Annotated in this window: 18 protein-coding genes; 9 read left to right on the top strand and 9 right to left on the bottom strand. The window is 71.6% G+C overall.

The genetic code is table 11. The annotated features are described in order from the left end of the window. Position 1 precedes the first annotated feature (1 nt). The 6 genes from ACMTAK_RS09025 to ACMTAK_RS09000 all read left to right on the top strand — a co-directional run bounded on the left by ACMTAK_RS09025 (position 2) and on the right by ACMTAK_RS09000 (position 5,088). The gene (locus ACMTAK_RS09025) at positions 2 to 931 is read left to right on the top strand and encodes an ABC transporter permease (protein ID WP_413805714.1); all 930 of its coding nucleotides are present in this window, start codon (positions 2 to 4) and stop codon (positions 929 to 931) included. Beyond that, on the top strand, positions 928 to 1,788 hold the full coding sequence (locus ACMTAK_RS09020; protein ID WP_413805713.1) for an ABC transporter ATP-binding protein: 861 nt from the start codon (positions 928 to 930) through the stop codon (positions 1,786 to 1,788). The genes ACMTAK_RS09025 and ACMTAK_RS09020 overlap by 4 nt, the downstream gene beginning before the upstream one ends. Continuing rightward, entirely contained in the window at positions 1,785 to 2,663 is an 879-nt protein-coding gene (locus ACMTAK_RS09015) for an ATP-binding cassette domain-containing protein (RefSeq protein ID WP_413805712.1), read from the top strand. The genes ACMTAK_RS09020 and ACMTAK_RS09015 overlap by 4 nt, the downstream gene beginning before the upstream one ends. Before the next feature lie 108 nt (positions 2,664 to 2,771). Beyond that, positions 2,772 to 3,167 carry an aldo/keto reductase gene (locus ACMTAK_RS09010; RefSeq protein ID WP_413805711.1) on the top strand — a complete coding sequence of 132 codons (396 nt, stop codon included), beginning with the start codon at positions 2,772 to 2,774 and terminating at the stop codon, positions 3,165 to 3,167. Between the two features lie 39 nt (positions 3,168 to 3,206). Then, positions 3,207 to 4,412: a sialidase family protein gene (locus ACMTAK_RS09005; RefSeq protein ID WP_413805710.1), complete on the top strand. Its 1,206-nt coding sequence runs from the start codon at positions 3,207 to 3,209 to the stop codon at positions 4,410 to 4,412. Further along, entirely contained in the window at positions 4,405 to 5,088 is a 684-nt protein-coding gene (locus ACMTAK_RS09000) for an SDR family NAD(P)-dependent oxidoreductase (protein ID WP_413805709.1), read from the top strand. Before ACMTAK_RS09005 ends, ACMTAK_RS09000 begins: the two co-directional genes overlap by 8 nt. On the opposite strand, the gene ACMTAK_RS08995 is transcribed toward ACMTAK_RS09000, so the two are convergent. Next, the gene (locus ACMTAK_RS08995) at positions 5,080 to 5,721 is read right to left on the bottom strand and encodes a ScbR family autoregulator-binding transcription factor (RefSeq protein WP_413805708.1); all 642 of its coding nucleotides are present in this window, start codon (positions 5,719 to 5,721) and stop codon (positions 5,080 to 5,082) included. The two genes, ACMTAK_RS09000 and ACMTAK_RS08995, sit on opposite strands and share 9 nt — an antisense overlap. Positions 5,722 to 5,826: 105 nt before the next feature. On the opposite strand from ACMTAK_RS08995, the gene ACMTAK_RS08990 reads away from it, so the two are divergent. Together ACMTAK_RS08990 and ACMTAK_RS08985 are read left to right on the top strand one after the other, a co-directional pair. After that, complete coding sequence (locus tag ACMTAK_RS08990) at positions 5,827 to 6,759, top strand: ScbA/BarX family gamma-butyrolactone biosynthesis protein (RefSeq protein ID WP_413805707.1); 933 nt, start codon at positions 5,827 to 5,829, stop codon at positions 6,757 to 6,759. A gap of 273 nt (positions 6,760 to 7,032) precedes the next feature. Then, a complete protein-coding gene (locus ACMTAK_RS08985; RefSeq protein WP_413805706.1) occupies positions 7,033 to 7,710 on the top strand; it encodes an HAD family hydrolase in 678 nt (225 codons plus the stop codon). Positions 7,711 to 7,780: 70 nt separating this feature from the next. On the opposite strand, the gene ACMTAK_RS08980 is transcribed toward ACMTAK_RS08985, so the two are convergent. From ACMTAK_RS08980 to ACMTAK_RS08965, 4 genes are all read right to left on the bottom strand, one after another. Then, on the bottom strand, positions 7,781 to 8,311 hold the full coding sequence (locus ACMTAK_RS08980; RefSeq protein ID WP_413805705.1) for a hypothetical protein: 531 nt from the start codon (positions 8,309 to 8,311) through the stop codon (positions 7,781 to 7,783). 92 nt (positions 8,312 to 8,403) lie between these two features. After that, complete coding sequence (locus tag ACMTAK_RS08975; protein ID WP_413805704.1) at positions 8,404 to 9,384, bottom strand: SCO0930 family lipoprotein; 981 nt, start codon at positions 9,382 to 9,384, stop codon at positions 8,404 to 8,406. 208 nt (positions 9,385 to 9,592) lie between these two features. Further along, entirely contained in the window at positions 9,593 to 11,107 is a 1,515-nt protein-coding gene (locus ACMTAK_RS08970) for an NADH-ubiquinone oxidoreductase-F iron-sulfur binding region domain-containing protein (protein WP_413805703.1), read from the bottom strand. Continuing rightward, a complete protein-coding gene (locus ACMTAK_RS08965; RefSeq protein ID WP_413805702.1) occupies positions 11,104 to 11,829 on the bottom strand; it encodes a hypothetical protein in 726 nt (241 codons plus the stop codon). The genes ACMTAK_RS08970 and ACMTAK_RS08965 overlap by 4 nt, the downstream gene beginning before the upstream one ends. Before the next feature lie 517 nt (positions 11,830 to 12,346). On the opposite strand from ACMTAK_RS08965, the gene ACMTAK_RS08960 reads away from it, so the two are divergent. Continuing rightward, positions 12,347 to 13,516, top strand: a complete 1,170-nt coding sequence (locus ACMTAK_RS08960) for a PucR family transcriptional regulator (protein ID WP_413805701.1) — start codon at positions 12,347 to 12,349, stop codon at positions 13,514 to 13,516. A gap of 139 nt (positions 13,517 to 13,655) precedes the next feature. Here ACMTAK_RS08960 and ACMTAK_RS08955 read toward each other — a convergent pair whose 3' ends face one another. The 4 genes from ACMTAK_RS08955 to ACMTAK_RS08940 form a co-directional block, all read right to left on the bottom strand. Next, positions 13,656 to 14,591 (bottom strand): RNA polymerase sigma factor, encoded by a 936-nt coding sequence (locus ACMTAK_RS08955; RefSeq protein ID WP_413805700.1) that lies wholly within the window; start codon positions 14,589 to 14,591, stop codon positions 13,656 to 13,658. Continuing rightward, positions 14,591 to 16,072, bottom strand: coding sequence for a DUF1996 domain-containing protein (locus ACMTAK_RS08950; RefSeq protein WP_413805699.1), 1,482 nt, complete (start codon positions 16,070 to 16,072; stop codon positions 14,591 to 14,593). The genes ACMTAK_RS08955 and ACMTAK_RS08950 overlap by 1 nt, the downstream gene beginning before the upstream one ends. A 20-nt stretch (positions 16,073 to 16,092) precedes the next feature. Then, complete coding sequence (locus ACMTAK_RS08945) at positions 16,093 to 16,734, bottom strand: DUF4142 domain-containing protein (protein WP_413805698.1); 642 nt, start codon at positions 16,732 to 16,734, stop codon at positions 16,093 to 16,095. Positions 16,735 to 17,064: 330 nt separating this feature from the next. After that, the gene (locus tag ACMTAK_RS08940) at positions 17,065 to 19,929 is read right to left on the bottom strand and encodes an AfsR/SARP family transcriptional regulator (protein ID WP_413805697.1); all 2,865 of its coding nucleotides are present in this window, start codon (positions 19,927 to 19,929) and stop codon (positions 17,065 to 17,067) included. Between the last annotated feature and the right edge of the window lie 44 nt (positions 19,930 to 19,973).

Here is a 19,973-nt window from a genome sequence, read left to right as displayed (position 1 = left end):
GATGCAAGGCGCCCTCGAACCCCCGGCCCCCGCGCAGGCCGGCCCCGGGACCCGCCCCAGCGCGGTCACCGCCAGGGATCTGGCCCGCGCCACCGCCACCCGGCGCCGCCGCAGCGTGAGCCTCAAGCTGTGGGCGGGCGCGGTGTGCACCCTGCTGGTCGTGGTGCCCGTGGCCCTCGCCCAGGTGCTGCCCCTGCCCGGCGCGGGCGACCAGGACCTCTCCCGGCGCCGGCTCGCCCCGCTGACCGACGGCCATCTCTTCGGCACCGACCAGCTCGGCCGCGATGTGCTCTCCCGGGTGCTGCACGGCGGCCAGGTGTCCCTGACGGTCGGGGTGCTCGCCGTCGTCGTCTCCGGCCTCATCGGCATCGTCGCGGGCGCCGCCGCCGGGTACTACGGCCGCTGGGTGGACGCCGTCGTCTCCCGGCTGCTGGAGGCCCAGATGTCGCTGCCGCTGCTGATGATGCTGCTGCTCGTCGTGGCCCTCTTCGGCCCCTCCGTCACCGTCATCACCTGTGTCATCGCCATCGCCCAGTGGCCCGAGGTGGCCCGGCTGACCCGGTCGCTGGTGCTGGTCGAGCGGGAGAAGCCGTATGTGGCCGCCGCCCAGGTGCTGGGGCTGCCCCGGATCGCCATCCTGGCCCGCCATGTCATCCCCAATATCGTCCGCCAGGCATCGCTCGTGGTCCTGCTGCTGCTCGCCCAGGCGGTGCTGCTGGAGAGCGCCCTCAGCTACCTCGGCGCGGGCCCCCAGCGGCCGTTCGCCACCTGGGGCCGGATCATCTCCGACGGCCAGGACTACATCACCACCTCCTGGTGGCTGGTGACCCTGCCCGGCCTCGTCATCGTGCTGCTGGTGGTCGGGGTCAACCTGCTGGGCGACGGACTGCGCGACCGCACCCGACGGCGTACGACGGAGGGCTCCCGATGAGCGACACGACGAGCGATCCGGCGAACACCCCGCTGCTGGACGTCGAGGACCTGCAGATCGAGCTGATCACCGACCGCGGTGTGGTGCGCGCGGTCGACGGGGTCGGCTTCACCATCGGCCCCGGCGAGACGGTGACCATCATCGGCGAGTCCGGCTCCGGCAAGTCCACCACCGCGATGGGGCTGCTGCGGCTGCTGCCCGAAGGGCTAGCCGTCCTCTCCGGAACCGCCCGGATCTTCGGCGCCGACGTCATCGCCGACGCCACCGCCGCCGGGCGGATCCGCGGCCGCGGGGTCTCCCTGATCCCCCAGGACCCGATGACCGCGCTCAGCCCGGTGCACACCATCGGCCGACAACTGGGCGAGGCGCTCCGGCTGCGCCACCCGGGGATGTCCCGCGCCGACGCCCGCGCCAAGGGTGTGGAACTGCTCGGCCGGGTGCGGATCCCCCGCCCCGAGACCCGCTGGGGCGCCTACCCCCACCAGTTCTCGGGCGGCATGCTCCAGCGCGTCCTCATCGCCGTCGCGCTGGCCGCCGAGCCCCGGCTGCTGGTGGCCGACGAGCCGACCTCGGCGCTCGACGTCACCGTCCAGGCGGGCGTCCTGGACCTGCTGATGGAGCTCCAGGAGCGCACCGGCATCGGCATCCTGATGATCACCCACGACCTGGGGGTGGCCCGGCTGGTCTCCGACCGCATCCACGTCATGCGCGACGGCCGTTTCGTGGAGTCGGGACCGGTGGAACAGATCGTGGACCACCCCCGCGAGCGGTACACCCGCGATCTGCTCGCCGCCGTGCCCACCCTGGGCCCCTGGGACGAGACCCCCGCGGCAGCCGTCACCGAGGAGGCGCTGTGACCCCCACCCCCCTGCTGGCCGTCGAGGACCTGGTGGTCGAATACCCGGTCGCCGGCGGTGTCTTCCGCGCGGTGGACGGCGTCAGCTTCGCCGTTCCGCCCGGCGGGGCGCTCGGCGTCGTCGGCGAGTCCGGCTGCGGCAAGTCCACCATCGCCCGCTCCATCGTCCGGCTGCTGCGCCCCACCCGGGGCCGGATCCTGCTCGACGGAACCGATATCGCGGGCCTGCCCGAGCGGCGGCTGCGTCCGCTGCGCAAGCGGGTGCAGATGGTCTTCCAGGATCCGTACGGCTCCCTGGACCCGCATCTGACGGCCGAGGAGATCGTGGCCGAGCCGCTGCGGCTGAACGGCATGCGCTCCGGAGCCGAACGCGCCCGCCGCGCCGCCGCCCTCATCGACCAGGTCGGGCTGCCCGCCGGTGCGCTCCAGCGCCGCCCGGCCGAGTTCTCCGGCGGCCAGCGGCAGCGGATCGGCATCGCCCGCGCCCTGGCCAGCGGCCCCGAGCTGCTGGTGTGCGACGAGGCCACCTCCGCGCTGGACGTTTCCGTACAGGCCCAGGTGCTCCAGCTGCTGCGGGAGCTCCAGACCGAACAGGGGCTCGCCTACATCGTCATCTCCCACAACCTCGGCGTGGTCCGCGAGATCAGCTCCGAGGTGGTGGTGATGCGCGCCGGGAGGATCATCGAATCCGGGCCCACCGGCACGGTGCTCTCCGCGCCCGCCGAGCCCTACACCCGGGCGCTGCGACGGGCGGCGCTCGACCCGACGACCATGCGGGGACGCAAACCGCGCGCCCTCGTGTCCGCGATCGCCTCCGACCAGGAACCCGTCGCGACCGACGTCGCGACCGCCCAGGAACCAGGAGCGACGCGGTGAACGCGCACCCACACACCCACACCACCAGCCAGGCGTCCCCCGGCGGGGTCGCCCCGCCGGGCATCCCGGTGCCGCTCTCGCGGCTGGTGCTCGGCACCACGACCTTCGGTGACACGGTGGTCCGGGTGGGCGCCGCCGCGATGCCGGACACCGCGCTGGACGCCGGTCGGCGTCTCCAACTACGCCGCCTGGCAGATCGCCGGGATCACCCACACCGCCGAGCGGGTCGGCGCGCCGCGCCCGGTGGTGGCCCAGCAGCTGTACAACCTGCCGGCGCGGCGGATCGAGGAGGTGTACCGGGAGTACGCGGCCACCAGCGTGCTGCGCGCCATGGTCTACAACCCGCTGGGCGGTGGCCTGCTGACGGGCCGTCATGCCTATGCCAGGGGCTCCGCCCCTGGACCCCGAACGCGCGTCGGGACCCGGCTCCCGCACCGCGCCGTGCGGCGCGGCCGCAGGCGGGCGCCGCCCGAGGGCTCTTCCCGAGGCGCGGACCGGCCGTAGACATTCCCGTACCACCACAACCATGAGGAGCCCGGCGCCATGACCGCCGACCATGACACCGCGATACCGCCGACGGACGGGCGGCTCCGGGCGCGCCCGGACGATCCGGCGCGCCAGGAGGCGTTCCTGCCCGCGCCCGCCGTGCAGAACCATGCCGCCAACCTCACCGTGCTGCCCGGAGGGGACCTCGGGTGTGTGTGGTTCGGGGGTACGCAGGAGGGCGTGCCGGACATCTCCGTGTGGTTGTCCCGGCTCGCCCCGGGGGCCGACACCTGGACCGAGCCGGTCCGGCTCTCGGACGATGACACCCGCTCGGAGCAGAACCCGCTGCTGTTCCCGACCCCGGCCGGGGAGCTGTGGTTGCTGTACACCGCCCAGCGGGCGGGCGATCAGGACACCGCCGAGGTCCGGCTGCGGGTGTCCGCCGACGCGGGTGTCACCTGGGGCGCGCCGCGTACGCTGTTCCCGGCCACCGGGGCGGGCGGGGTGTTCATCCGTCAGCCGGTGGCCGTCCTGGACTCCGGGCGGTGGCTGCTGCCGGTGTTCCACTGCGTGGCCACCCCCGGTGTCAAATGGGTCGGCGACCGTGACACCAGCGCGGTGATGATCAGCGACGACCAGGGGGGTACCTGGCGCGAGCGGCCGGTGCCGGGCTCGACCGGCTGTGTGCACATGAACGTCCACCAGCTGCCGGACACCACCCTGCTGGCCCTCTTCCGCAGCCGCTGGGCCGACGCGGTGTACCGCTCGCACAGCACCGATGGCGGGGAGACCTGGAGCGAGCCGGTCCGCACCGAACTGCCCAACAACAACTCCTCCGTGCAGTACGTCCCGCTCGCCGACGGACGGCTCGCGCTGGTCTACAACCACAGCAGCCGCGCGGACGCCACGGCCCGCCGCTTGTCCCTCTACGACGAGATCGACGACGAGGGGCGGACCGGAGGGACACCGGCACCGGCCGCCACGCCGGACGACTCGGCGCCCGGCGCCTTCTGGGGCGCGCCCCGCGCCCCGATGACCCTCGCGCTCTCCTCCGACCACGGCCTGACCTGGCCCGTACGACGCGATCTGGACACCGGCGACGGACACTGCCTGACCAACAACTCACGCGACCGGCTCAACCGCGAGCTGTCCTACCCCACCATCCGGCAGGGCTCCGACGGCACGTTGCACATCGCGTACACCTACCACCGCCAGGCCATCAAGTACGTCCGCGTCGCCCCCGATTGGGCGGCCGATGGCTGACCCCCGCCACGCCGTGGTCACCGGTGTCAGCTCCGGTATCGGCGCCGCGATCGCCGCCCGGCTGCTGGACGAGGGGTGGCGGATCACCGGACTCAGCCGTACGGCCCCCGCGCACCCGGTTACCCGGCTGCACTGGATTCCGGCCGATATGTCCCGGCCGGAGGGTCTCCCCGAGGTGCTCGCCCCGGTGTCCGGGGTGGACGCGATCGTGCACGCGGCGGGCGTTCAGCGCTCGGCGCGGCTGGGGGAGCTCGACCCCGAGGACGGGTCCCTCATGTGGCGGATCCATGTGCAGGCGGCGGGTGTCCTGGTGGACACGCTGGTGGACCGGGTCGCGGACGGTGGCCGGGTGGTGCTGGTGGGCAGCCGGACGATGACGGGCGTCCCGGGCAAGAGCCAGTACGCCGCCACCAAGGCGGCGCTGCCCGCGCTGGCCCGGTCCTGGGCGGCCGAGCTGGCGCCGAGGGCGGTCACGGTCAACGTGGTGGCGCCGGGGCCGACGGACACCCCCATGCTGCGGGACCCCGGCCGTAGCCGCACCCCGCCCGTGATGCCACCGCTGGGGCGGCTGGTCCGTGCGGAGGAGGTGGCGGGGCTGACGTCGTTCCTGCTGGGCCCGGAGGGCGGTGCGGTCACCGGCCAGACACTGGTGATGTGCGCGGGCGCCTCACTCTGACGGCGGCGCGGCGTCACCGCGGGCGAGCGCCAGCAGCCCAGATGTGTCCCCGGGCCGGGCCTGGAGCGAGGGCAGCAGCAGGGTCCACAGATCGGCCAGCCGGTCCTCGACCAGCCGCCGCCCGTCGAGCGCCTCGGAGACGGTGTGCAGCCCGAAGAAGGCGCATACGACGGTCCGGGCGGCGGGCAGCGGGTCGACATGCGTGGCCAGATCGCCCTCGGCGCGCGCCTTCTCCATCAGCTGCCCCACCGCGTCGATCCACCCCACGAAGGGCGGTGGCATGGGCGCCTCGATCAGGGTGCGCTCGGCCCACAGCCGGGCTCCGGCCCGCACCACGATGTCATCGCGGAAGGCGCGGGCCACCGCGAAGCTGAGCCGGACGAGTTGCTCCAGGGGCGGCGTGTCGAGGGCGGCGAAGCGCTCGATCAGCGGGGGCCAGGTGGCGAAGTGCTCCTCCACCACGGCGAGGGCGAGCCTTTCCTTGCTCGTGTAGTGGAAATAGATCGCGCCGCTGGTGTGGCCGGACCGGGAGGTGATGTCGCTGATGCTCGTTCCCGCGTATCCCCGTTCGTCGAAAAGGAACGCTGCGGCCTCCAGAAGGGATCGGCGTGTTTGTTCGGCCCGTTCTTGCACGTGTTCGCCGTCCTTCCCCGTCGGATGTGACGGGGAGAACTTAGCGGACTTTCGGCCTGAGATGGTGATGAGGCGAGACAGGTCAAACATTATTAGTATTTTAAGGTGATCGTTCGTGAGGCTCATGGCCTTTCGGAGCCGTCCGGTCCCGCCGGGCGGCCGCTCAGCTGGTCCCGCACGGTGGCGCGGGAGGCGGTGCACCGGGTCTCGGTGGCCGAGGTGCTGCTCACCGATGTGCGCAACCACGGTGACAACCGGTTCGAGGCCGCGGCCCAGTGGCCGAGGTCCCATCCCACCTTCCCGCACGGCGGAGATGGCCGCCATCATCCGCTGATGATCGCGGAAACCCTGCGCGAGCTGGGGATCTACATCCCCACGCGGTACTACGCGGTGCCCGCGGGGGCGCACTTCCTGATCCGGGACATCTCCTACCGGCTGGACCCCGAGACCGAGCCCAGGGCGCCGTACGGGGCCTCCGACATCACCTGCCGGGGCGCCGTCACCGACGTCCGCACCAGCCCCTGCGGACGTTTCGTCACCGGGATGCGGCTGGATGTGGTGCTGTCGGCGGGCGGCAAGCTCTTCGCATGGGCCGGGGGCACCGCGCGCTTCCTCGACGGCACCACCTACGCGGAGACCCGGGCCGCCGTCCACGGGCACACCGCGCGCCGCAGGTTGCGTGCCGCCGTACGGCCCTCACCCGCGCAACTGGCCGTTCCGGCGGCCCGGGACGTCCTGGTGGTGCGGGACGGGGGAGTGGTCTACCTCGACCCCGCCGACCCCCGCCATCCGTTCTTCTTCGACCACTGGAGCGACCATATGCCGGGCCTGGTGCTGCTGGAGGGCGCCCGGCAGGCGGCGGCGCTGGCCACCGGCGGGACGCTGACCCGGCCCGTCGCCTGCCGGATGAAGGCGATCCGCTTCACCGAGTCATATCCGCCGGCCGTGGTCGAGTGCACCTCCCACGGCCGGACGTGTGTCTTCCGGCTGCGCCAGGCCGGTATCTGCACGGCGGTCGGCGTGCTCCAGTACCTCTGAGCGACGAACACGCCGTGTGACGAACAATGTGACGACGAACAGGCTGAACGACGAACAAAACGCCGACACTCAGTAGCCTCTTGCTTACTGCGGGTCATCAAACTAACGTAGTGATCGTTATGTTTCGGGCAGGCGAACCCCACGACCTGTACGACAACAGCGGTCGGCGCGCAGCGCCCTCATGAGCCGCCAGGACGATTTCCACCGCGTGGCTCCCGCAGGTACAGGCATCCCCTGCGCCGATTCCTCCACCTCCCATGGAACGGCAGACAGATGACAGCCGAAAAGTTTCTCGGATGGACCCCAGCCGCCATCGTCTTCGACTGTGACGGCACCCTGATGGATTCCGAACGACACTGGGAGGAGGCGCGCGAAGTGGTCCTCAGAAGCCATGGAACCGCCCCCGACGAGGAGTTCGCACGGCGCACGAAGGGGCTCCACTACACCGAATGCGGGCGAATGCTGGCCGAATTCGCCGGGCGCCCCGAACTCGCCGACGACATGACCGAACAACTCCTGGACGCCTTCCGCCGGCTGGTGGCCGACGACCCGGTCACCATGCCGGGGGCGCCCCAACTGGTCGCGAAGGCGGCCGCCTTCGCACCGCTGGCCGTGGCCAGCAACTGCCCGCGGGACGTCGTCGAGGACGGACTCGCCAAGGCCGGGCTGCTGCGGTACTTCGGCCATGTGCTGGTCCCCGAGGGGGACGTACGGCCCAAACCGTATCCCGACGTCTATCTGGAGGCCGCCCGGCTGTGCGGGGCGGCTCCCGAGGACGCCCTCGCGGTGGAGGACTCCCACTGCGGGTTTCTGTCCGCCTCGCGCGCCGGGCTGACAGTGCTCGGCGTGGGCCCGCGGAAGCCGGTGGACGAGCCTCCGCCGGTCGATGTGTGGGTCTCCACCCTCGCCGACCCGGACCTGGTCAAGTGGGCGGACTCCCGGGCGGCCTGAGGGGCTTGAGGGGCTTGAGCCACGCCACCGCCTGAGTCAGGCTCACCGCCTGGCCGGCGGGCGCCGCGGGTCACTTCTTCCCGTTGTGACCCGCATCGCTCGCCGAGCCGTCCATGCCCTCCATTCCGTCCATTCCGTCCCCCGTCCTGGTCCCGCCGTGGGACCCGCCGTGGGACATGGACATCCCCTTCTCGAGCGATCCGCCGATCTTCTCGCGCAGCGGCTCCAGCGAGCCCATGGACAGACCGGTGACCGACCAGCGCTTGCCGACCAGGTACATGCCCCCGTAGTCCTTCGACGTGGTCAGCCAGTCGTGCTGGCCCTTGTCGGTGGCGAAGGTGACCATCGTGAACCGCTTCTGGCCGGACCCGCAGGAGCCCTGACGCAGCTCCTCCGCCTCGGTGACGATCGTGGCCTTGCAGCCGATGGCGTCGGCGATCTTCGTCAGCGGCGCGGGCTTCCCGGGCTTGGCGAACTCCTTGGTGGCGGGGGACACCTTCTTCTGCTCGTGGCCGGAGCCATGTGTCCGATCGCCTCCACCGCAGCCGGCCAGAAACAGCAGGGCCGCGCCGACCGCGGTGGCACGGAGAGCGAGTGACACATCAACCTCCCGTAGAAAATCCGGCGGGGCGGCCCGGGCTCTGATGCCTCGGGCCACCCGCCGCGGTGGACCAGAAGTAGTGGTTGTCTCCCTTACTGGCCCGCCTTCTTGCCCTTGTCGGTGACCGCGAACCAGGTGCCCTTCACGCCCTGGCCGTTGATGTCACCGGGCTTCTTGTCCCCGGTGAAGGTGTACAGCAGCCAGCAGTCGAACGCCGCCTGCTTGGTGCCGTCGGGGCGCTTGAAGGAGGTGACCTTCGCCGCGTCGAGCCCGGCGACCTTGGTGGTGTCCACGGCCTTGACGGGCTTCCAGGTGTCCAGGCAGGCACCGAGGCAGCCGGTCTTCATCGGCCAGGCGCTGTCCTTGTTGAACCGGTAGACGGTCATGCCCTTGCCGTCCACGATGATCTTGCCCAGCTCGGCGTTGTTGTTGACCATCAGCTGGAGGCTGTCGTCCGCGGCCGCGGTCTTGCCGGCCGGCTTTCCGTCGGGCGCCAGCGCGTTCCAGGTGCCGCCCACGCCCTGGCCCTTGGTGTCACCGGGCTTGTTGTCGCCCGCGAAGCGGTAGACCGGCCAGCCCGCCAGCGTCAGCTGCTTGGTGCCGTCGGCGCGGGTGACCGAGCCCAGCTTGCCGGACTCGATACCGGTGGTGGCCGCGGCGTCGTCCGCGGGCACCGCTGGCCACTTGGTGGCGCAGTCGTCGTTGCAGTTGGACTTGGCCGGCTTGGGGGTGTCCTCGTCGAACCGGTAGAGCGTCCAGCCCTTGCTGTCGGTGACGAACTTGCCCAGCTTGGCGTCCTCCTTGACCGCCAGCTGCTTCGCCGGACCGGTGCGCTCGGCCTCGCCGCCCGCGCCGGCACCGGTGTCACCGCCCGCCTCGTACCCGCCGCCGGCACCGGCCGCGGCCCCCGCGCCCGCCGACGCGGAGGCCCCCGCACCCACGGTCTGGCTGCCACCGGCCGGCTGCACATTGGCGCTGCCCGCGCTGTTGTCCTTGCTGCTGCCGCAAGCCGCCGTCAGCAGAACCATCGCTACCGACACCCCGGCGAATGCGATGTGACGCCGCTTCTCCATGACCATTCCTCTGCAATCTCGATCGGTCCGGCGGTGATTGCGCCGACGCCGGTCCATACGGAGCCCGTGCGGACCGGCGTTCAGCGGCTTGCGAATTTGTCACCGGACGCACAATTCGCCGGATCGCTGAGCACACAGCAGTCGACGGCCGTTTCTCACGGCCGTCGCGGTGTCGGTGGTGCGGCTGGATCGCCCCCTTGCTCCTCGACTACTCCTCGATGCGCAGCGCCAGGGCGGGGCAGCGGCGGACCGCGCGGACCGCCTGCGCCCGCAGCTGCCGGGGCACTTCCATGGTGGCCGAGGCCGGATAGCCGTCGATCCCGAGCGTCAGCACCTCGGGCGGCAGGATGTCCGCGCACAGCCCGTGGCCCTGGCACAGCGACCAGTCCACCAGGAGCTTCTCCATCGGCCCCCGCTGGCGGCGCTCATCGCGCGCCGCGGGGTTCAGCGGGGCGGGCGGCAGGGCGAGCGGCAGCGCGTCCTCCGGCAGCGGCAGCACCCCCATCGTGGGCCGTCCGCAGCCGGCCCCGAGCGCATGCGCCTCGAACTCCTCGGGGAACGCGTCCAGCGCGGTGGTCACGAAACCGGCGGTGCCATCGGGATGGCTGCAGGCCCCCCGCTTCCTCACCGAGTTGACGTAGGCGCGCACATTGTCGATCGAGGACTGGCCACCGCCGCGCTCCACCTGGCCGATGGCGTCCGCGAGCGCGGGCAGCCCGATGAAGCAGGGCCCGCACTGACCGGCCGTCTCGGCGGCCAGCCAGCGCGCGATCCGTGCGGTCTCGCCGAGCGGGCAGGTGTTCTCGGGGATGGGCAGCACCGCACCGGCGCCCAGCCGGGCGCCGTACTTCTTCATGGACTCCCGGGAGATGGTGGCGGCGTTGATGCTCTTGGGGTCCAGCCACTTGCCGTGGTAGCCGCCCACCAGCACCGCCTGGCCGGGGGTGAGGCCGCACAGCTCCAGGACGTAGGTCAGCGGCACCCCGGTGGGCGTCTCCATCACGTACTTGCCACCGACCGTCAGCAGCGTGGTGCCCGGCTCGGTGGGCAGCCCCACCGAGCGGTACGGCAGGGCGCCCATCCGCGCCGCCACCGCGAGCTGGGCGAAGGTCTCGGTGTTGGACAGCAGGGTGGGCAGCCCGCCGAGCCCACTGTCGCTGGTCCGGATCTTCCGGCCGTTGGGGATGGCCGGGGCGCCGCTGATGCCGTTGATCACCGCGCCGCCCTCACCGGCCACGAACCGGTCCGGGGTGCGGCTCACCCCCACCGGGACGCCACTGGGGCCGCGCTCGGCGATCGCGGCGGCCACGGACTCCTCGACGTCCTGGCGGTGCACCGCGATGGCCACCTCCTCGGCGCCGAGCGCCTCGGCGGCCAGTACGGCACCGTCGATCACCAGATGCGGGGTGTGCAGCAGCAGCGCGGTGTCCTTGAGGCAACTGGGCTCGCCCTCGCTGCCGTTGACCACTACGGTGCAGCGGCCCTCGCGCCGGCCGGCCGACTCCACGACCGCCTGGACCTTCTTGGCGAAGGGGAATCCGGCGCCGCCGCGCCCGCGCAGATCGATGTTCTCCGCGAGCGCCACGAGCTCGTCCGCCCGGAGGGCGGGCATGGTGCCATGGACGGTCAGATGGCCGACGCGGTCGAGCCGGTACACCTCGTCGAGCCCGGCCAGCAGCCGGGGCGGATCGACACAGGCGAGCCTGGGTTTGGTCGCGGTCACCGGTCCCACCCGCGAGAGGCACCGAGCGGCTGGCTGTCACGCCGTCCGGGTTCCGCCGAACGGGGGCGCGGCACGGTGGGATCGGACCGCCCGGTCCGGCCCTCCTGCATGCTGCGGGCCGGAGGGTTCCGGACCTCGATGCCGTCCGCCCGGTCGATGTCCTGGCGCCGCCGCTGCACCAGCCGCAGCCACAGCGCGATGGCCACACCGGCGAGCGCCGCGATGTAGCCGTACGTCGCCCAGGTCTTGGCGGCGCGCCCGGCCTTCAGACCGTGGATCAGCGCGGCGCACCACGCGGGGTAGGCGCCCACATGCAGCGCCCGCCACCAGCGGTAGCGCCAGCGGGAGTTGCCCCTGGAGGCGAACGAGCTGCGGGCGGCGCCGGTCACCGCGGCGATCACGAAGAGATAGCCGGCGATGGTACCGAGCCCGATCAGCACCGGCTGATTTGCGTCAGCGAACGGTATCGCGATGGCCGCGGTGTTGGTGTGGCTCTCCGCGACCTTGACCCAGATGTGGACGGCCAGGAAGAGCAGCCCGGCGACCGCGGCCGCCCGGTGGATGGCCTGGGCCAGCAGCCGCTGTTTGGTGTGCAGGATCAGCTGGTCGGTCGCGGCGAGCCCCCACAGCACCGCCGAGGTGAGACAGACCAGCGCGAGCACACCCGCGCCGAAGTCGAGGAACACGAACATCTTCGAGAACGCGCCGGCGCTCCATGTCACGTACAAGGACAGTGCGATGGAGCCGACGACGGCATAGATCCGGATGTGGCGTGGCCATCCCAGGCCGGATGGATCATGCTGCTGGGTCCGGCGAGCGGCTCGTCGTCCGCCACGAGCTCGGCGTCCCCCGTGACGCCCCTGAGAGGAGGGGAGCGGCGTTTGGGACATGGACATTGGAGCCTCCCGATCGCGCGGATTCGCGCGGGTGACGAGATACGTCAAAGTCGTCTTGGGGGCAGCAGCTTCTCGGAAGTACACCTGATCTCCATAAGATTTGTCGTAACGTGACAACTTCTAGTGGACGCACCGTGCCCACACCGTCCCCGGCTGATCCACTGTCATCTCAATGGCAAAGAACCGGCAAAGTGCCGGGACCGGGAGGGGGCGGGGTCCTCTATGACGTAGCGGAGGACCCTCGACTCCCTGACCGGTACTGGACGAACCGGTGACGGAGGCAACCTCCACGGACCTGACCGACCCCCCAACGGCCAGGTCTCCCCCCGGCAAGAACGAGGTAATGATGGGCGAACTCGTGAACCGCATCTGGTCCCGCCCCCGTGGCGAGTGGACCCGCGTTCTGCGCAATGAACTCCCGTCCCTGGCCGACGAGGTGGTTGAGAACCTTCGGCACAGAATCCCGGGATTCGCCGAACTCCTGGAGGACTCTGAGCGAGACAAGGTCCGATGGGGAGTCGAGCAGGCTCTCCTGACCGCACTCGGCCACCGCAAGGCGGGCGAGGACAGCGCGGGCGAACTGGCCGCCGCCTCCGGTGAGGAGGCGCTGGCCGAGGTGCCGCCCGAGCGGGCCCGGCGTGATCTGTTCGAGGCCCTCATCGGCGAGGTGGCGGTCCCCGAGCGCACCCTGGCGGAGCTCTCCCGGGCCGCCCGCTGGCCGCTTCCCGAGACGGTGCAGGCCATCGCCCTGCCCACTCCGGGCGAGGCCCCGCAGCTGGCCGCCGTGCTGGGAGACACCCTCATCGGCGCGGTCGGCGACGAGCTGTGCCTGCTGATCCCCGACCCGGACGCGGACCCGGGACCCACCCCGGACACCGGCGCCGCCGCCCAGGAGGGCGAGAAGGACCCGGAGCGGGAGCCCACACCGGCCGAGCCCGGCCCCCGGGCGGCACTGGAGACCGCGCTGCGCGGCCGTACCGCGGCCGTGGGCCATGTGGTGCCGCTCAACGACGCGTCCTCCTCGGTGCGTTGGGCCCGGCGCCTGCTGACCCTGGCGCCCGCCCGCTCCGGCCCCGAGGCCCGGGTGCTCTTCGTCGACGACCATCTGTCGATGCTGCTGCTCCTTCAGGACGAGTCGCTGGTCCGGGCGCTGGCCGCCCGGTGGCTCAAGCCGCTGGTCGGGCTGACCCCCCGGCAGAGCGAGCGTCTGCAGATGACGCTGCTGGCCTGGCTGGAGGGCGGTGGCGCACCCGAGGCTGCCAAGGCCCTCAAGGTGCATCCGCAGACCGTGCGATACCGGCTGCGCCAGATCGAGAAGCTCTTCGGGCCCGGCCTCCGGGACCCCCGAATACGCTTCGAGCTGGAGATGGCGCTGCGCGGCCGCAGGCTGATGGCGCAGGTGGACCGGATACGGCGTCACGCGTCCCGGGTGAGCCGCCGGACCCGTACCGGCGCGCCCCCCGGTGTCCGGCCGCTGGGCATCGCCAGGGAGGCGCGCGTCAACGGACTCTGACCAGGACTTTCGCCAACAGGAGGCGAACCGCCGGCCGCGCTCACGCGGTCGGCGGTTTTCGCTGCCCCCGGCGGCTCGGGAAGCCCGCCGGGACGGCCGGGGCTCGGGAAGCCCGCCGGGACGGCCGGAGCGGGGTGGTTCAGCCCCTCGCCCCGGCGGGCGCCGCCGTACGCGGGGCGGTCCGCATCGCGGCGTTCAGGCCGAGGAGTTCGCGGTAGGCGTGGGAGCAGAAGGCGCATTCGGCGAGATGGCGCGCGAGCGCCCGGCCGCGCACCCCGCCGCGCCGCACCGAGGCGCCGAGCTGCCCGCTGTAGTGCCGGCACCGGTCGTCGCGCGCCGAGTCCAGATGGGCGCGCAGATACGACTCCCGCAGCCCCTCCCGGGCCCGGAAGGCCAGCGAGGTCACCCCGCTGGGGGAGATGCCCAGGGCCATGGCCACCCGGTGCGGGGGCTCCTCCTCGACGAGGGTCAGCCACAGCACGGTCTGCCAGCGCTCGGGGAGTCCCCGGAAGCTGCGGATGAGCAACCGGCGGTCCTCCCGGGCCACCAGATGCTGCTGGGGGTCGGCCGTGGCCGCGTGCTGCCGCCAGGACTCGAAGTCGGCTGTGAGCAGCACCCGGCGCTCCCCGGCGCTCCACTCCATCGCCGTATGGCGCACCACGGTGAGCAGATACGGCCGCCAGGGGCCCCGCGGACCGCCCCCGGCGCGAACGGCCTGGAAGGTGCGGAAGAACGCCTCGGAGGCCAGGTCCTCGGCGTCGTGGGGGTCACGGCAGCAGGTCCGGGCGTAGCGAAGGGTCGCCGGGTGGTGGCGGCGGTAGAGCAGGTCGGCCGCGGCCGGACTGCTGCTGCCCGACCGGTAGCCCTCCACCAACTGCCGGGTGAGCTCCTGGTCCGAGAGGGGACGGACCGGTCGGTCGGTATGTTCCGGTCCCGGGAACCCCTCGGTGTCCGGGTGCTCCACCGCCGGAGGGTCGGTGGCCGCCTCGTCGTCCGCGGACTGGTGTAAGTGCCCGGTGACAGCGCGGCGCGCGCCGGCCTTCCGGCCGACGCGCGCCTGGTGAGTGTGTTCCATCAGCCGCACTGCTTGCCGCTGTTGATGCAGTCCACCGCCTCGTTCATCAGGTCCTCCGACATCACGTTGATGAAGTCGTCGTGGTCCGTGATGGGCTTGTGCAACTGCTCGGGGAAGCCGTCCACGGCGAACGGGGTGTTGGCCGGCACGTCGTAGGTGATGGTGTTCACCAGCTGGGGGATGGCCTTGAAGCCGTTGGGGCAGGAGCCGTCCTCATTGGCGAAGGCCACGTGGTCACGGTGGTTGGCGCTGTCGATGTTCTGGCCGTCCCAGCAGCTCTGGAAGTCGAAGGTCCGGGTGACCGAGCTGCCCTCGGGGCAGAGCGGGTACTTGTCGGTCAGCTGACGGTCCTCGAAGCCGGTGCAGCTCCAGGAGGCGTTGGCGTTCTTGTCGCCGTTGGTGAACGCCTTGGCGTCACCGGTGATGATGCGCAGGAACTTCGGCATCGCCGTGACCTTGCTCTGCGCGTTGCCCTTGAACTCGATCTTGGAGCTCTTGGGGGTCAGGATCGTGCCGACGTTGCCCTCCTGGCCGCCGCCGAGCTGGTCGGCGTCCGCCTCGTCCTTGCCGTCCTGGGCGCGGACCACGGGCCAGTAGTAGGTCGACTTGTCGTCCTGGTTCTCGCAGGAGGTGCCGCCCTGCTCGAAGGTCTGGTTGTTGGCGAAGGCGTCGTTCTTGTCGCTGCCGACGTAGTCGTGCATGTGGTGGGCGCCGTTGCCGACACCGGGCGCGACGATGACGTTGTCACTGTTGCGCAGCTGGGGGTCGCCGACTCCGCACTCCGAGGAGAAGGTGCCGGTGGAGCCGTTCCCCTGGGCCTCCGGCGGCTGCTGGACGTTCGGCTGCACCTTGGTGATGTCGACGAAGTCGTCCTGCGACGGGCCGTTGCCGGCCTGGCCGCCGGCGTTGCCGGGCACCTCGTTGGCGCCCTCGCCGCCCTGCTGGTCGCCACCTTGCTGGTCGCCACCTTGCTGGTCGCCGCCCTGCTGGTCGCCGCCTTGCTGCTGACCGCCCTGCTGCTGACCGTCCTGGCCCTGGTCGGCCTGGGTGGCGACCTCCTGCCACTTGCAGTCGGCCATGCCCTGCAGCTGGGAGTCGCCGCCGCCCATGGCCGAGCCGATGTTGTTCAGCGTCTGGGAGCGGTCGTCGTTGAGCTTGGAGAGCACGGCGTCGTTCGAACCCTGCTGCTGGTTCATCTGCTGGTACGCCTTGGCCACCTGGTTGTCCAGCTCGGCCAGGTTCTTGTCGACCTCGGGCCTGGCCTTCGACGGCACGTCACTCAGCTGCTGCCCCACATCGGGGCACTGGATCGTCCCCGCCTTCGCGGCCACGGTGTTGTTCTGGTCGGAGCCGCTCTTGTCGCCGTGGGCGGACGCGTTGGCGGCGATGATCGCGGCCCCGCCGCCGCCGAGCGCCAGCGCGGCGACGATGGCGACGGTCTTGTTCGTGAACCGCCCGCGTTTGTGGGTCTGTTGCCTCATGAGATCACTTCACTTAGTCGTTAGAGGGCGTCGAAGTCGACAAGCCCGGTGTCCTCGAGGACCGTGATGTGGTCGAGAACGATGGCATTGGCCCTGGTGGCCAGAGATCTGACCATGGAGTTGCGGCTCTCGGCTCGCACTTGCGCCACAAGGTTGAACACCTTGCCGTGAGCGGCCCGCAACCGGTTTGCGAAAACCCGCTCGAACTCGGCACTGCTGCCAGCGTTGGTCATCTCATTCAGCCAGCCCTGCTGCTGTGCGTTGGGCTGACTGGGCAGCTGGATTCCGAGGGCCCGGCCGACCTCCTCGGAGCGGCGGTCGAGTTCGGTGTGTCCCTCGATGAGATGCTCACCGGCGGTCTTCACGGCGTCCCGGCCGCCACGCTCCTGCGCGAGGCGCCCGGCGGGGAGTTCCCACGTTCCGGCGAGCCTGACTTTGCGGACAAAGTCCCGGTCAGTGGCCGTGAGCGGCCCGTACTGGGTGCTGACCGTCCCACCGCCGTCGTCCGTGACGCCATTGCGCGGCTGGGCCACGCTGCTCTCACCGAACAACGACACCGGAATGAGGATCGCCGCCAGGGTGACGGCGAGCGCCCCGATGATGAGCCCGGTGCCGATGGTACGGCTGGAGGCGATGGATCTGGTGAGGTTTGCTGATGGCACAGCGCCCTCCTTGGTTCGGAGTGACACCGGACGCTAGTACCTCGTGTGGCTCGGTCGTGGAGACCTCATCACTAGTGAATAAAGCCGGGACAGAGATCATTACCTGCTGGTACTCTGCGCGGCCGCCCTCCGGGGGGCGCTCACAAAGATTTTTCCCACCCGGTTGAGCAACTCACCGGGCCCGTACGTACGGCAGGGAGAACCCGGTGCACGGCCGCGCCCGAGCGGCCCGGCCGCACACCGTCCCGACGACCCGGAGGCGCCCGCCGTGGATGCGACAGCGCGGAAGACCAGGCCCGCCAGGCCCCGTCAACTGCTCAGGCCCCGTCATCATCTGCTCAGAGCCGAGACCGGATGCGGCGACTGCCGGTACTGCCCCAGTTTGCCGTCGAGGACCCGGGCATCGGGGTGGTTCAGCTCCTGGAGGATTTCCAGGGCCCGCCGCCAGTCGGCGAGGGCGGTGGCCACATCGCCCTCGGCCAACCGGGTGTCCCCCTGGTGGTGCAGGGTGTCGGCCTCCAGATACCGGTCGCTGATCTCGCGGTAGATGGCGAGCGCCCGGCCGTATGAGGTGAGGGCACGCTCATACCGTCCGAGATGGTGGTACGCGTACCCCAGGCTGTCCAGCGCGGCGGCCTCACCGGACGCGTCGCCGATCCGCCGGTGCAGTTCGACGGCCTCCCGGCAGCGGGCCAGGGCGTGTTCGTACTCACCGAGCAGGATATGGGTCCAGCCGATCTCGTTGAGCACGCTGGCCTGTCCACTGATGTGGTCCAGGGCGGCATAGTGGCCGAGCGCGGGCCGGTAGTGGTCCAGCGCCTCCTGGTAGCGGCCCTGACAGTTGGCCAGGAAGGCCAGGGCGCGCAGGGTGCGGGACTGACCGCCCCGCTCGCCGAGCTCCGCGAACAGCTCCAGCGCCCGCTCCAGCTGGCCGTGCGCCTCCTCGTACCGGCCCAGCCGTCCCTCGGCGAAGCCCAGGGTGCGGTGGCTGTGCGCCTGGCCGAGCCGATCGGACAGGGCGCGGGCCGCCCCCAGCGCGGTGCGCTGGACGGCGGTCTGCTCCTGCCAGTGGCCGCGCCGGTCCAGGAAGATCTCCAGTGTCACGGCCAACTGCCAGGCATGGGCCGGGAATCCGTGGTCGCGTGCGTGCTCGACGACCGACAGCAGTACGCGGCGCTCCGCCGAGAGCCATGCCTCGGCGCGCTCCTGGCCACCGAGGTGCTCGGGCGCCGCGTCGGGCCGGGCCGGGGACACCGGCAGCGGTTCGGTCCGGTGCGGGGCGAGCCGCGTGGCGGCGGTGCGCGCGGTGTGCAGATAGTGGTCGAACATCCGGTGCCGGGCGTCCTGGCGGATCTCCTCCGCCTCATGGTCCTGGACCAACTCCATGGCGTACGCCCGCAGCAGATCGTGGAAGGTGTAGCGGCCCGGGTCGTGCTCCACCAGCAGATGGGCGCGGGTGAGCGCGGCCAGCAGGGCCCGGGTGACCCGGAGCGGCAGCCCGGCGAGGCTCGCGGCCGCCGCGGTGGAGACCTCGGGCCCCGGATGCAGGGCGAGCAGCCGGAACAGCCGGGCGGCCTCCGGCTCCAGCGCCCGGTAGGACCAGGAGAAGACGCTCCGCGCGTCGGTGCTCGGATCGGCGCCCGCGAACGCGTCGAGGTTGCCCTGGCTCTCGCGCAACTCAGCGGCGACAGAAGAAAGGGGAAAGGAAGGACGGGTCGCGGCGCGGGCCGCCACCACCGCCAGCGCGAGCGGCAGCCGCCCGCACAGCCGGATGATGGTCGCCACCGCCTGTGGCTCCGCGGCGACCCGGTCCGTGCCCAGCCGCCGGACGAGTGCCTCATGGGACTCGGCCGGGGACAGCGGCCCCAGAGTAAGAGGACGGGCTCCCTCGCTCGCTATCAGACCGTGCAGCTGATTGCGGCTGGTGACGACGGTCAGACAGCCGGGGGAGCCGGGCAGCAGCGGCCGTACGTGCTGGGAGTCCACCACGTTGTCCAGCAGGACCAGCATCCGCCGCCCCGCCAGCAGGCTGCGGTACAGCGCGGTCTTGGCGTCCAGACCCGTGGGCACCCGGCTCGGCGGGATTCCCAGCGCGTGGAGGAATCCGCGCAGCGCCTCGTTCGGCGACACCATCGAACCGGTCGGATCGAAGCCGCGCAGATTGGCGTAGAGCTGTCCGTCCGGGAAGCGATGGGCGATCCGATGCGCCCAGTGCACGGCCAGCGCGGTCTTGCCGATCCCGGCCATCCCGTCGATCGCGCTGATCACCAGCGGGGCCGGTGAGGCGATCCCGGCGCCCTCCGGCAGCAGGGTTTGGATACCGGCGAGTTCGCTGTGGCGTCCGCTGAACGCGGGCAGATCGGGCGGCAGTTGGGCCGGGCGGACCGCCGGGGTGGGCGGCGTCGCCGGAGGGGCGGGCCGGACCGGCTCGGCGGGGGCCGGGGTCGACCGGGGCACCACCTCGCGGTGGGCGGCGCGCAGTTCCGGGCCGGGCGCCACACCGAGCTGGTCCGCCAGCCGGTTCCGCGCCGCGGCGAAGACCTCCAGCGCCTCGGCCCGCCGTCCGGTGGTGGCGAGCACCCGGATCAGCTGCGCCTGGAGGGTCTCGTCCAGCGTGTGGTGGGCGGCGAAGTGCTGGAGCACGGTGGGCAGTTGTTCCGGCACCTCGGAGGCCAGCGCCGTGGTGGCGGCCTCCTTGGCAATGGCCAGAAGTTCACGGTCGACACCGGAGAAGACGGGATGGGTCTGGATGTCGGAGGGGACCCCGGTGGCGGTCGGTCCCCGCCACAGGGCGAGCGCCCGTGCGAAGAGCTCGGCACCCCGCTCCGGCTGCCCCTCGGCGGCGGTGCGCCGGGCCGATTCGCTCAGGTGCCGGAAGCGCAGCAGATCCAGCGCGTCCGGGTCGGCGTTCAGCCGGTAGCCGCCGGAGCTGCGCACCAGCCGACTGCCCTCCGCCCGCGCCGCCAGACCCGGTTCCAGCAGCCGGCGCACCGAGCCCACATGGCGGTGCACCACATTCACCGCGGTGCTCGGCGGATCCTGTGGCCAGAGGACGTCGACGATCTCGCTGAGGGCCACCGGCTGCCCCGCCCGCACCAGCAACAGCGCCAGCAGCGCCCGCTGTTTGGGCGGGCCCAGCTCCAGTTCGGCGTCCTCGCGCCACGCCCTGACCGGGCCTAACACCGTAAATCGCACAAGTAGGGATCTTAGTCGAGCCCGTTTCGGGCACCGTCCTCTTC

Origin of the sequence: Streptomyces lacaronensis (genome assembly GCF_047337785.1) — a bacterium.
In the GTDB taxonomy this organism is placed as follows: Bacteria; Actinomycetota; Actinomycetes; order Streptomycetales; family Streptomycetaceae; genus Streptomyces; species Streptomyces lycopersici.
Note: the sequence above shows the minus strand (reverse complement) of the source record. Positions and strands in the feature narration are given on the sequence as shown.

What these genes read in the sequence shown, in the direction of transcription:
- ACMTAK_RS09025 (WP_413805714.1), top strand. Translation starts at nt 2, where the DNA reads ATGCAAGGCGCCCTCGAACCCCCGGCCCCCGCGCAGGCCGGCCCCGGG.
- ACMTAK_RS09020 (WP_413805713.1), top strand. Translation starts at nt 928, where the DNA reads ATGAGCGACACGACGAGCGATCCGGCGAACACCCCGCTGCTGGACGTC.
- ACMTAK_RS09005 (WP_413805710.1), top strand. Translation starts at nt 3,207, where the DNA reads ATGACCGCCGACCATGACACCGCGATACCGCCGACGGACGGGCGGCTC.
- ACMTAK_RS09000 (WP_413805709.1), top strand. Translation starts at nt 4,405, where the DNA reads ATGGCTGACCCCCGCCACGCCGTGGTCACCGGTGTCAGCTCCGGTATC.
- ACMTAK_RS08985 (WP_413805706.1), top strand. Translation starts at nt 7,033, where the DNA reads ATGACAGCCGAAAAGTTTCTCGGATGGACCCCAGCCGCCATCGTCTTC.
- ACMTAK_RS08975 (WP_413805704.1), bottom strand. Translation starts at nt 9,384, where the DNA reads ATGGAGAAGCGGCGTCACATCGCATTCGCCGGGGTGTCGGTAGCGATG.
- ACMTAK_RS08960 (WP_413805701.1), top strand. Translation starts at nt 12,347, where the DNA reads ATGATGGGCGAACTCGTGAACCGCATCTGGTCCCGCCCCCGTGGCGAG.
- ACMTAK_RS08955 (WP_413805700.1), bottom strand. Translation starts at nt 14,591, where the DNA reads ATGGAACACACTCACCAGGCGCGCGTCGGCCGGAAGGCCGGCGCGCGC.
- ACMTAK_RS08950 (WP_413805699.1), bottom strand. Translation starts at nt 16,072, where the DNA reads ATGAGGCAACAGACCCACAAACGCGGGCGGTTCACGAACAAGACCGTC.